This is a genomic window from Trueperella bialowiezensis (assembly GCF_900637955.1).
In the GTDB taxonomy this organism is placed as follows: domain Bacteria; phylum Actinomycetota; class Actinomycetes; order Actinomycetales; family Actinomycetaceae; genus Trueperella; species Trueperella bialowiezensis.
Map to the genome: position 1 here is coordinate 1,816,002 of NZ_LR134476.1, position 11,424 is coordinate 1,827,425.

The 11,424-nt window shown below is 60.6% G+C and carries 10 protein-coding genes; 2 read left to right on the forward strand and 8 right to left on the reverse strand.

The window, feature by feature from the left end; translation table 11 throughout:
- Position 1 precedes the first annotated feature (1 nt).
- From EL234_RS08195 to EL234_RS08205, 3 genes are read right to left on the reverse strand one after another with little or no spacing between them, the layout of a single operon-like run.
- Positions 2–607, reverse strand: a complete 606-nt coding sequence (locus EL234_RS08195; RefSeq protein ID WP_126416989.1) for a DUF1003 domain-containing protein — start codon at positions 605–607, stop codon at positions 2–4.
- Positions 600–1,925 carry a magnesium transporter MgtE N-terminal domain-containing protein gene (locus EL234_RS08200; protein WP_126416990.1) on the reverse strand — a complete coding sequence of 442 codons (1,326 nt, stop codon included), beginning with the start codon at positions 1,923–1,925 and terminating at the stop codon, positions 600–602. Before EL234_RS08200 ends, EL234_RS08195 begins: the two co-directional genes overlap by 8 nt.
- Positions 1,926–1,933: 8 nt before the next feature.
- Positions 1,934–3,478 carry an aminopeptidase P family protein gene (locus EL234_RS08205; protein WP_126416991.1) on the reverse strand — a complete coding sequence of 515 codons (1,545 nt, stop codon included), beginning with the start codon at positions 3,476–3,478 and terminating at the stop codon, positions 1,934–1,936.
- A gap of 93 nt (positions 3,479–3,571) precedes the next feature.
- Between EL234_RS08205 and EL234_RS08210 the strand changes: the two genes are divergently transcribed.
- Both EL234_RS08210 and EL234_RS08215 read left to right on the forward strand, forming a co-directional pair.
- Positions 3,572–4,435 carry a PHP domain-containing protein gene (locus tag EL234_RS08210; protein ID WP_126416992.1) on the forward strand — a complete coding sequence of 288 codons (864 nt, stop codon included), beginning with the start codon at positions 3,572–3,574 and terminating at the stop codon, positions 4,433–4,435.
- Entirely contained in the window at positions 4,432–5,046 is a 615-nt protein-coding gene (locus EL234_RS08215) for a MarC family protein (protein WP_126416993.1), read from the forward strand. Before EL234_RS08210 ends, EL234_RS08215 begins: the two co-directional genes overlap by 4 nt.
- 2 nt (positions 5,047–5,048) lie before the next feature.
- Here EL234_RS08215 and EL234_RS08220 read toward each other — a convergent pair whose 3' ends face one another.
- The 5 genes from EL234_RS08220 to EL234_RS08240 all read right to left on the reverse strand — a co-directional run bounded on the left by EL234_RS08220 (position 5,049) and on the right by EL234_RS08240 (position 11,407).
- Positions 5,049–6,473 carry a sensor histidine kinase gene (locus EL234_RS08220; protein WP_164712445.1) on the reverse strand — a complete coding sequence of 475 codons (1,425 nt, stop codon included), beginning with the start codon at positions 6,471–6,473 and terminating at the stop codon, positions 5,049–5,051.
- Complete coding sequence (locus EL234_RS08225) at positions 6,466–8,226, reverse strand: ABC transporter transmembrane domain-containing protein (protein ID WP_126416995.1); 1,761 nt, start codon at positions 8,224–8,226, stop codon at positions 6,466–6,468. The genes EL234_RS08220 and EL234_RS08225 overlap by 8 nt, the downstream gene beginning before the upstream one ends.
- Positions 8,226–9,419, reverse strand: coding sequence for a hypothetical protein (locus EL234_RS08230; RefSeq protein ID WP_197718436.1), 1,194 nt, complete (start codon positions 9,417–9,419; stop codon positions 8,226–8,228). The genes EL234_RS08225 and EL234_RS08230 overlap by 1 nt, the downstream gene beginning before the upstream one ends.
- Positions 9,420–9,534: 115 nt before the next feature.
- Positions 9,535–11,046, reverse strand: a complete 1,512-nt coding sequence (locus EL234_RS08235) for a DEAD/DEAH box helicase (RefSeq protein ID WP_241968998.1) — start codon at positions 11,044–11,046, stop codon at positions 9,535–9,537.
- A gap of 139 nt (positions 11,047–11,185) precedes the next feature.
- Positions 11,186–11,407 (reverse strand): DUF3107 domain-containing protein, encoded by a 222-nt coding sequence (locus EL234_RS08240; protein ID WP_126416997.1) that lies wholly within the window; start codon positions 11,405–11,407, stop codon positions 11,186–11,188.
- Positions 11,408–11,424 lie beyond the last annotated feature (17 nt).

The window sequence follows — 11,424 nt, forward strand, 5'->3', positions numbered from 1 at the left end:
GTTATTCCTCGAGTGTGGCGATGCGCTCCTCAAGCTTTGCGATCTTTTGCTGGAAATCCTCGATCTGTTGACGTTGTGCGGCAATCGTGCGTTCGCGCCGTTCTAATTCGGCGCCCAGATCGCGATCATTTTCGCTCGTAGCGCCACGTTCATCAAGCTGATCACGCAGCTCGGAGCGCACAAAATCACGCGTGGCAAGCTCTTGCATTGACATACGCAGCGAGGCGATCTCACGCGTGAGGAACTCGGTATCGGCAAGATTGCGTTCGGCCTGCTGGCGATCCTGTTCGGCGCTCACCCGGTCGCGGGCATCCTGCCGGTTTTGAGCGAGCAGAATGAGCGGCGAGGCATACGAAGCCTGTAGCGAGAGCATGAGCGTCAACGCCGTGAACCCGAGAGCGGCCGAATCGAAACGCAAATGTGTGGGAGCAAGCGAATTCCACGCAATCCACACGGCCACGAACAGGGTCAGCCAGATGATGAACTTGGGCGTTCCGGTAAACCGTGCGATCCGTTCAGCGATAACGCCGGCTGCCTCCGAATCGAGGCTGGCGCGGCGTATCTTCCGGCGGCGCTTGTCGAGTGGCTGGTCGAATGATTCAGGCATCGTCGTCCTCCTTTGACTCGGCGGCGCTCTCAGCGACGGCGGCGTCTTTGTCATCAATATGCTGGTCATCGATGTGCGAATCGACGGCGTCTTCGTCGGCGGATCGCCAGTCGGTCGGCATCAGGTGGTCGAGCACGTCATCCACTGAAACTGCGCCCACAAGTAGACCGTTATCGACGACCGGCAGTGCGGTGAGATTGTAGGTCGCAAGTAGACGCGTGATCGTTCCGATGCCGTCGTCAGGGGAGAGCGGCTCCACCTGGTCGATGAGCGAGCCGACCATCTCCGACGGCGGTTCGCGTAGCGCGCGCTGCAGATGCACAACACCGAGGTATTGCCCGGTGGGCGTTTCGGTGGGCGGGCGCACGATAAAACACATCGACGCGATCGCGGGCGGGATGTCCTCGCGCCGCGCAGCGGCGAGCAACATGGCCACGGGGGCATCGGGGGAGAGGATCAGTGGCTCGGTGGTCATCAGACCGCCGGCAGTGCGCTCCCCGTAGGACATGAGGCGCCGCACGTCCTGAGCTTCGTCAGGTTCCATGCGAGCCAGCAGGATTTCGGCTTGGGCTGTGGGCAGATCGTTGACCAGATCGGCCGCGTCGTCGGGAGCCATTTCCTCCAGCAGGTCGGCTGCGCGCTCAACTTCCAAGCCGCTCATGATCGTCACCCTGTCCGCGTCAGACATTTCTTCCAGCACGTCGGCGAGCAGGTTATCGCGCATTTGCCTGGCGACAGCGAGCGCGCGGTCGTCGGGCAGGTCAGAAAGTAGGTCTGCGATGTCCGGTGCTTTAAGTTCGTTGATCTGGGCCAGCAGCGCTGTTGCTGCCTGGTTAGCCACTCGGGTGCGTAGGCCGGTCACGGCGTTGCCTGCCACGATCTTCGTGTTTCCGGCTTCCGGGCTACCCTTGGCCATACGCACGTAGAGCGTGGTGAGCATCCACTGCCGGTTGTGTAGCTGCTCAATGGCGACGTCCTCGACCGTCGCCTTACCGCTACCGTCAACGAACGCGACCTCGCGGTCGAGTAGCTCACCGAGCACCATGGTCTCAGACGGGCGCTGTTCAAAACGACGAATGTTAAGCAAACCCGTGGTGATGACCTGCCCGTTCGATATCGCCGTCACGCGGGTAAGCGGGAGGAACACGCGGCGTTTTCCTGTGACGTCGACGACGAGCCCCACGGCAGACGGATCCCCGCGCAGGCGAAACACGACGACGACGTCGTGCACTTTACCCACTCGATCACCGAGCGGGTCGAAAACGGGCGCCCCGGCTAGCCGCCCGACGAACACACGGGTTCCGGTTGTTACTGCCATGGTTTCTCCTAGTTACGATCTGCGGCGTTACGATCTGCGGCCCAAATGTTGGCCATCCACTCTTCGACGGCGTCGGCTGTGCGCGGGATGGACTCCGACATGCGGATGGCGCCGTCGTCGGTGACGAGGATGTCGTCTTCAATACGTACTCCGATGCCGCGGAAACGTTCGGGCACTTTGAGGTCATCCGCGCGGAAGTACAGACCCGGCTCGATCGTGAAGATCATGCCCGGCTCAAGATAGGAATCCTGGTAGAGCTCGCGTTTAGCCTGAGCGCAGTCGTGGACATCGATACCTAAGTGGTGGGACGTGCCGTGCGGCATCCACCTGCGATGATACTGGTTTTCTGGCTTGAGGGATTCCTCAGCGGATACAGGCAGGATTCCCCAGCGTTCCAAGTGATGGGCGATCACTTCCATCGCGGCCGCATGAATGTCTTTGAACTGGACTTTCGACTGGGCGACCTCGACGCAACGTTCGCACGCTTCGAGCACAGCGTTGTACACCTCGCGCTGAGTGGGCGTGAACTTTCCAGAAATCGGTAGCGTGCGCGTGATGTCGGCCGTATACAGGGAATCAACTTCGGCGCCGGCGTCGATAAGGATGAGCTCGCCGTCGCGAAGCTGGCCGTCGTTCGTAATCCAGTGCAGCGTGTTCGCGTTGTTACCCGCAGCCGCAATGGTTTCGTAGCCCAGCCCATTGCCCTCTTCGCGGGCCTTGGCTTGGAAGACGCCTTCAATGACGCGTTCACCACGCCAGTGCTTCTTGGCCCGCGGGATTGCGCGGATCATCTCGTCAAAACCAGCCGCGGTCACGTCGATCGCCTTTTGCATTTCAGCGATCTCCCACTCGTCTTTCGTGAGCCGCATCTCCGACGTCGCCTCGGCAAGGCGCGCGTCCGCGCTCGCGGCACCTTCCGTGATGCCGTTTTGCTGACGCAACTCAGCAACAAGGGCTTCCACGGAGGCATCCGATTGGGGTATCACCCGGATCTGCACGTGCCCAAGATCCTTGGCGAGCGCGTCCTTCATCGTGTCAATATGCGCGACTTTAATACCGGTGGCCGTCTCCATCTCCGCGGCAGATAGGCGCGCTCCCACCCAGAACTCACCGTGGCGTGAATCGGCATAGAACTCTTCGGACGAACGCGGGGCACGCGGATGGAAATACAACGTGACCTCGTGGCCATCGCCTACCGGATTAAACACGAGCACGGCTCCCGGCTCATCTTCCCCGCCAAGCCCACTCAGGTGCGAAAACGCTGAATGGGCGCGGAAGCGGTAGTCGGTGTCATTAGAGCGGACCTTCAGATCGCCGGCGGGAATCACCAGGCGCTCCCCAGGGAACAGTTCGGACAGCTTCTTGTGGCGCGCCGGAGTGTAGTCAGCCACCGAAAGGCGCTGCGGACCAGGTGGGCGCTCGCCCCAATCTTCACCGATGAACTTGCGGAACACTTTGCCCTGCGGACGCTGGGTACGGTTGTGCGCCTTTTCTTCAAGGGTCTGTTCGAGGTGATCGGCTTGGCGGTTGTTCTTGGGAAGATCTTTACTCATGGGTTCATTATCCCACGTTATGCCTGCCCATATCGAGACTCAGGGCCCGGCCACGGGCTTGCCCGTAGATAGCGCCTGTTTTACGGTGACACTATGACTTTCAGCGCCATTGATTTGCACGCCCACACTACCTGTTCCGACGGCACCGACACGCCGCGCGAACTTATGGAAGCGGCCGCCCGCGTAGGGCTAACCACGGTGGGAATCACCGACCACGACACGATTGCTGGCTGGCAGGAAGCCGCCGCCCAGGTGTCACGTGTTGGGGTGAGCCTTGTGCGCGGGATGGAAATGACCACCCGCTACCACGACGGCGATACCGCGATCTCAGTCCACATGCTCGCCTACCTCTTCGACCCCGACAACCTCACGCTTACTCAGCACCGGGAGAACATGCTCGGCGCTCGCGAAGAACGGGCTCGCGAGATCGTGCGTAGGCTCGCCCGTGACGTTCCAATTAGTTGGGACGACGTCGTCGCTGCGGCTGGCTCAGAAGGCGTGATCGGCCGTCCGCACATTGCCGACGCTCTCGTGGCCCGCGGCGTCGTCGCAGATCGAAACCAAGCTTTTGACGCCCTGCTGCATCCGCGGCACAAGTATTACGTGCCCACCTACGCCCCGGACACGCTCGAAGCAATCGGCTGGATCAACGACGCCGGCGGGCGCGCCGTCGTCGCCCACCCGCTTGCGCGTTCCCGCGGCAAGGTCGTGCCGCTGAGCGCACTTGACGCCATGAAAGAAGCCGGGCTGTTCGGCGTGGAAATCTGGCACCGCGACAACCCTGACGAGCGCCGCGAAGAATTATGTGCTGTAGCTCGCCGTCTCGAACTTTTCCCATTCGGCGCGAGCGATTACCATGGGCGAGGAAAACCCAACCGGCTCGGTGAACATACCACCGCACCGGAGACTCTTACGGCTCTTGCACACGGAGCATTCTTGGAGGTTCTAACACCGTGACGATCGACGGCGCGATTTTCGCTTCGGCTTTTACCACTCTGCTCGTCATTATCGACCCGCCGGGCAACGTGCCCGTCTTCATGGCCCTCACCCGCTCGATGAGCAAACAGAACCGCAAGAAGGTCGCCTTCCAAGCGAATTTCATCGCGCTGATCCTGCTACTGGTTTTCGGCTTCTTCGGATTCCACCTGTTTAACTGGATGGGAATCTCCGCCTCCGCACTCCAACTTTCCGGTGGCTTAATTTTGCTGCTCGTTGCCTTGCAATTGCTGACGGGTAAGGAACAGGATCCGGGCGACGCCGGAGGCTCCATTCACGTAGCCATGGTTCCGCTCGGCATGCCGCTGCTTGCCGGGCCCGGTGCGATCGTCGCGTTCATGCTGCTCATGCGTGATGCTAACGGGAGCATTATTGACACGCTCACCGTGATTGCCGCGATGACCCTCGTGCTCATCATTTCGTGGATCGCCATGCACTTTTCCGGTGCAATCATGCGGGTGCTCGGAGAGGCGGGCGTCATGTTGCTCACCCGCCTCTCCGGTATGCTGCTCGCCGCTATTGCTACCCAGCTGATGATCGCTGGCGTGATCGGAGTGATCGAAAAGCTTTAGGGTCAGCGGTTAGCCGAGGCCGCCAGCGGGATGTCAATATCCACTCGCGCGCCACGCCCAGCATTGTTCGCAATCGCAATCCGGCCCTTGAGCCCGGCCACGAGCCCTTGCGCTAATGCGAGCCCAAGGCCGTGACCCGGCTGGGGATCATTCGAGGCCACCGCGAAACGCAACAGCACGTGCTCTTCTTCGCCCGCGGGAATTCCGCGCCCCTCATCACTGACGGTAATCCGCGCCCACCTGCCCGAGCTGTCCCGCTCCGGAGTCACAGCGAGATTCACCAGGGAACCGGGTTCGGAGGCACGATAGGCGTTGTCGACCACCTCGTCGAGGGCGCGGCGCAGCGCACCCACATCAACGGCGGCCAGCAGACCGGTTGGTGAATCATCCATGGCGATCACATCGCCTTCTTCGAGTCGGTTCGTCACGTAGGCTTGCACGAAGCGCGCCACATCCACATCTCCCTCGGTGATGAGGTAACGCTGACGAGCAAGCGTTCCCAGCTCGCTCACCGTATCAACGGCGCCGCGCAGCCGGCTGATCTCCGCCGAGATCGCAGGCATCTTCTCACCGGCCAGCGTGGGATCGGACCGCACTTCGGACAGGTTTTCGTCCACGAGCGCAAGCGGGGTGCGCAGCGCATAGGACAGGTCTTCGGCGAATTGGCGCTCGCGATCAACGTCGGCTTCAGCTGATTCCAGCAACCGGTTGGCGGCAGTGGCCAGGCGGGAGTATTCCTGCCCGCCCGACGTTGGTAGCGGTGCGACGCCGGTGGCCGTGATTGCCCGGTCGGCTTCCCGTTCGAACTTGCCCACGTGAGCGACGAGGAAGTCTGACAGCTGCCAGGTGACGAGCGCCGTCACAATCAACGTGGCAAGCGCAAGTAGCGCCATCCACAGGATCTGTTCGGAGAGCTGTTCTTCTGCACTCTTGTGGAAGACGACGACTGAGAACACGCCCTGCCCGCCGTGTGCGTCTACGGAGATTGCCAGCCACGAAAGTGTGCCGGCCTGCGGATCAGTGATTGTGCCGGACGATCCGGGAACTTTGAGCAATTCTTGGACGTCGGGGCTGAGCGTCTCAAAAGGTTGAGCCTCGGCACCCACCTGCTGGTTGACGATGCCCTGCCCGGGCACCCCGCCCACGATCAGTTCGGAGGGCTCGGTCACCTGGCGCTCCAGATACACCTCGAGGAATCGCTGCGGGCTAGTGAAAGCTTCGCCGGTGGCCGGGTCAATCCCGCTTGCGGCAAACTGGTTGATTTCACTGGCCTCTTGATCAAGAGCGTGGTGGATCTCGTTTTGGATGGCACGGCGCTGCACGAACGACGTCATCACCACCAATAAGATCAGCGCAACGGCAATAATCCCTGTAATGTAGCCAATCAGCCTAATACGGGAATAGTTCTTCGGCTTTGTTTTACTCATCGTCATCATCACGTCCAGTGGGCAAGGTCTCGTCTAATAGTTCAGTTTCGGTACGGTCAAGCACCGAGATGGATACGGGTGGGCCAAAGGGGCCATCGGGATGGGTGTCGTGTGCGACCGACCAACGCCGGGTCGACGCGCTCGCCCGGCCAGTAGAAATCACTTCGCGAGGAGCGAGCTCGTCAACGTTCCACACGTCGTAGTGATCGAGAATGGTTTCCGGGGAAGAGGAACGAACCACAACAGTTCCCGGGTAGTCGCGAATAATCTCCTTGAGCACGGCACGTCCGTCCGGGTCAAGCTGGTCATCAATGTTTTTCAAAATGAGCAGCGGGGGAGTGCCCGCCATCGCCTGCCCAACTTTGAGTAGGCCGCGTTGCGACTGGGTGAGCGGATCACCGCCGCGCCGCAGCGTAGTGTTCACTCCGTGTGGTAGCGCTTGAACGACGCCGTCAAGGTTCACCGCGCGTAGCAGGTCAACCGGGTCAAGATCAGTGTTTGGCACACGGTAGCGGATAAGGCGTGTGATCGTGCCGCGTGGTAGGGCAACATCGCGATCTGCTACCCCGACCAGGTGTCTGTTTTGCCGCGGTGTCATCAGCCCGACGTGGGCGCCAGCGATGGTGACCCATGCGCTTGACTCGGCAAGCCCGGTCAGTTCGTTGAGCACGTGCGTGACCCGTTCTTCGGACTGGCCGGCAAGCACGATATGTGAACCGGGGGCTGCGATGAGACTGGGGATCGGCCCGGCGTCGTCGTAGAGATCTGCCGCGTGAACCGCACTGTGGGACATCCCTGGAGGATTGGCGCGATGCCGGATCCGCAGGTTTTCTTTTTCGAGGCGCTTCGAGCGGTCAGAATACGTGCGGGCCGTATCCATGAGCGGTTCCAAAATGCGTAGCGCCGCGTTGTAACTCTGCCTGTATTCGAGCACGCGGCCCAGATCGGTGATCGGCGCGGAAAGAATGCCGGCAAGGAAAATAGCCGTGGTGATCGCTGCGGCTGTGGCACCAAAATTGGTGCCCACGATAGCGACGAGCACGGACAGCACAGTCGTCACGGATGCAGATAGGCCTCGCATTGTGCCAGACACGAGTGCACGCCCACGAGCTGCTTTTTGTACCTTGGCCGAATGCTTATCAATGCGCTGCACTTCGCGTTCTACGCCGCCGGTTTGGCGGATGGTAGCGCCCGCAGTCACGGTGTCTGCGACGACGCCGGACATCCGGCCGCGCACTTTACGCAAGTTCGACGCAGACGACAGGAAAGGTTTGGCCAGCCCGCGTAATATCGCGGCGAACACGAGCAACACGAGCGCGATAATGATTCCGATTGCTGGCTCGAGCAACAGCATTGCCACGAGCACCCCGCCAATGAGCGGCACGCCAACGATAATCGGCGAAATTCCGAGCGAGACCCAGTTTTTCACCGCGGTCAAATCGTTCGTGGTGCGCGCGATCGTCGTTCCGAGATTGATCGCCTTATCCGGTACGAGCGCGGAGGTGACCAGTAGGCGGCGCACTTCGCGCACGTAGTCCTGCCCGAGCTCCTCAGCAAACACCCGCTCGCCGATACGAGCAAGGCCAATGAGCAGAGCGGCGGCGATCAGCCCCAACGCCAAGGTGGGGCTTGGGTTTCGTAAAACGTTCGGCGTCAGCAGTGCCACCACCACGGTTAATACTGATTGAAACAGGCCGATACCGGCGAGCCCTACGAGGAGGAATCGCCGGCGGCCGACGAACAAGTCTGGCATTACTTAGCTCCAACGACGTCCTGGACGACATCCGGCAAACACAGATCGTACGTGGGAATAATATCGACGTCGATGACTGCGCGGGCCTCCTGCACGATCAGCGGAGCACGCGTGAGCACACCGGAAACTGCAACGAGCGGCATGTTAGCTTCCTGCAGCAGCTTGACGCCGGCGGCGGCCGAAAGCGCCTCACCGCACGCAAATAGCACGCTATCGACCAGGCCGTGGAAATCGGCGTCGTTGATGAGCGCGTTCGTTTCCCCTTGATAGATGCCGTCAGCAATCTCGATGATGACGTAATCCGGGTTGTCTGCTGCCAGGTCGGCGACCATCGTGAAGAAGATCGACTTGACCTGCTCGAAATCTAGCTTGTAAGTGGTGGGATATCCGTAGTCGGTGAAATCGACAACCCGATCGGCTCCGGCGTCGTTAAACAGACCCGCGTCGTTACCCGCACCCGTTCCCGTAGCCTTACCGGAATGCACGGTGAACCCGGCTGCGGACAGCCCGTTAATCAGGCATCCGACCGTGGTCGACTTTCCAGAGTTCATCGACGATCCGAAGACGACGATCACCTGCGGCTTGTTGTCCATGGCCTGCATCTGGGTGGCAGCTTCCTGCCACGGGCGCACCTTTTCGGGGCTCACACGGTGTGTGGTGAGCACACCTTCGTCGTCACAAATCAAACCGAGCGGTTCGATAACCGTGGCCGGATTGATCGCCGTGTGCTTTTCAATCACGCGAGCCGCAACTCCGCCGGCCGCAACAAGATTCGTATAGTTCAAGTTGCGCGGCACTTCGGCCAGGAACTGATCGGGCGCGTACCGATCCCCGTAGGCGACGATGATCTCATCGCCAGCAAACAGTGAACGCCTGCGCGAGTTTTGCGACTCGAGGCGCTTGTGCTGTCCGATTGAGACCACGCGAGCCAACACGAAGTCGCCCATCTGCGGCTCCACGTCCTTGCCACGGATAAGGTGGAAACCCTCGTAGTCACGCGAACGCACCAAACGGTTAAGGAAACGCGCATTGTAAGACTTCTTCGCGCGGCGCATCCGCTTCGCCGTCAGATCCACCTTCTCGATGCCATGAACACTATGGCCTTCAGACGGTTCATCAGACAGGTGGCGGTGCTCGCGTTCGAGCACGTTCGCAATACGGCGGGCAAGATCGTAAGACAGGGTTGTCATCATGGCTCCTTTTCAATCGGACTAGCAAGTTGTGCTATCACCGATCGTAGAAAGCCAAATGAAAGGGGAGATTGCCGGAAGGTTAGAAGTTTGTCATCTACCTCGCCCGGCGCCCGGTTTACTTACGAATCCGCTTGCGAGTGCGCTTTCTGCGCTCTTGACTGCGCGGCTTGCCATCAGCGTCACGCCTGCGGTTGCCGCCGCGCCCACCCCGGCGCCCACCACGGCCACGACGCCGATCGGAGCGCCTACCGGTTTCCCCGATGTCCTCAATTTTTTCGGCGTCGAGCCCGGCACGCGTGCGCTGGGAACGTGGCAGCCGGCCGGTGACCTCCGGGTCGATATCAAGATCGGTATAAAGGTGGTCGGAGGTGTGATACGTCTCGACAGGATCGGGGAACCCCAAGTTCAAGGCGTTATTGATGACGGACCAGCGGGGCAAATCCTCCCAGTCCACAAACGTGATCGCCGTTCCCTTGTTACCGGCGCGGCCGGTGCGGCCGATCCGATGCAGATAAGTTTTCTCGTCTTCGGGGCACTGGTAGTTGACCACGTGCGTGACGTCGTCGACGTCGATACCGCGGGCTGCCACGTCGGTCGCTACCAGCACGTCAATCTTCCCGTTACGGAATGCGCGCATGGCTTGTTCGCGGGCGGCCTGCCCCAGATCACCGTGGAGCGAACCGGTAGCAAAACCGCGGTCTTCGAGCTCGTCGGCAAGCCGGGCGGCAGTGCGCTTCGTGCGGGTAAACACGATGGTCAGCCCGCGATCCTTCGCCTGCAAGATACGGGCGAGCACCTCCGACTTGTTGAGCGCGTGTGCACGGTAGACCACCTGCTTGACCTGCTTGACGGTAGCCGAATCGTCGTCGTGTGCCTGGGCACGAATATGGGTGGGCTGCGACATGTAACGCCGGGCCATCGTGATCACCGGGCCGGGCATCGTGGCAGAAAACAGCATCGTGTGCCGATTGGCAGGGGTGGAGGCGAGGATGCGTTCGACGTCGTCGAGGAAACCGAGGTCGAGCATCTCGTCCGCCTCGTCAAGCACCACGGTGTGTGCATGCGACAGGTCGAGTGTGCCCTGCTTGTTCAGATCGATGATCCGCCCGGGAGTGCCCACCACGATCTCGGCGCCCTTGGTCAGCTGTTTGACCTGCGGCTCGTAAGCTTTTCCGCCGTAGACTTCTACCACTCGGCGGCTTCCCGCGATATCCCGGATGTCACCGGCTACCTGTTTGGCAAGTTCGCGGGTTGGCACGACCACAAGGCCCTGCGGCTTGCCAGGCGCAGCCAGCGACTTCCAGCCCTCATCATCTGGCCCGTAGACCTTTTCCACCATGGGGATAGCAAAACCGAGCGTCTTGCCCGTGCCGGTTTTGGCCTGGCCGATAATATCGGAACCTTTCAGTGCCACTGGCAAGGTGAGCGCCTGAATCGGGAAAGGGTGGGTGATGCCTTTGGCATCCAGGGCGGCAACGATCTCCTCGCTCACCCCGTAATCGGCGAAGGTCTTACCTTCGAGCTGTAAGTCTGCGGCAGAGCCTTGAATGTCTGCTGCGGGCTCATTGGCTTCACGGACGTGTGCTCCGGAGGTATTGACGATTCCGGACTGCGTGTCGTTATTCACTTCATTCACTTTCGGTCAAGGGCGCGCCAGAGTTGAAGAGCGCCCGGGCAGCCGATCGTGAAAATTCTTGTCTATAAACCGTGACGACCGGTCAGCCACTACAATTGTTGGGTTTATCGCTAAGCGTAGCGCGAGGCTTTTAGAAACCGAAGCCAACCCGGCGGGTCTGCGCCTCGTTGTATTCAACGTACCCGATCGCACCGGAGGGGACGATCACAACTTTGCCTTCCGAATCTTCCAGCGTGAGCGCACTGTTGGAATCGAGTGCGGCTTGGACCTTGTTGGAGATCTCTTCTGCGCTGAGGTTCACGTCCAGTGTGAGTTCGCGCTGGACGTTGCGGATTCCGATGTTTACTTCCATAGCCTTCGGTGGTTCCT

Coding starts and splice junctions, on each gene's coding strand:
- EL234_RS08200 (WP_126416990.1), bottom strand. CDS start 1,925: ATGGCAGTAACAACCGGAACCCGTGTGTTCGTCGGGCGGCTAGCCGGG.
- EL234_RS08205 (WP_126416991.1), bottom strand. CDS start 3,478: ATGAGTAAAGATCTTCCCAAGAACAACCGCCAAGCCGATCACCTCGAA.
- EL234_RS08225 (WP_126416995.1), bottom strand. CDS start 8,226: ATGCCAGACTTGTTCGTCGGCCGCCGGCGATTCCTCCTCGTAGGGCTC.
- EL234_RS08240 (WP_126416997.1), bottom strand. CDS start 11,407: ATGGAAGTAAACATCGGAATCCGCAACGTCCAGCGCGAACTCACACTG.
- EL234_RS08195 (WP_126416989.1), bottom strand. CDS start 607: ATGCCTGAATCATTCGACCAGCCACTCGACAAGCGCCGCCGGAAGATA.
- EL234_RS08220 (WP_164712445.1), bottom strand. CDS start 6,473: ATGAGTAAAACAAAGCCGAAGAACTATTCCCGTATTAGGCTGATTGGC.
- EL234_RS08210 (WP_126416992.1), top strand. CDS start 3,572: ATGACTTTCAGCGCCATTGATTTGCACGCCCACACTACCTGTTCCGAC.
- EL234_RS08230 (WP_197718436.1), bottom strand. CDS start 9,419: ATGATGACAACCCTGTCTTACGATCTTGCCCGCCGTATTGCGAACGTG.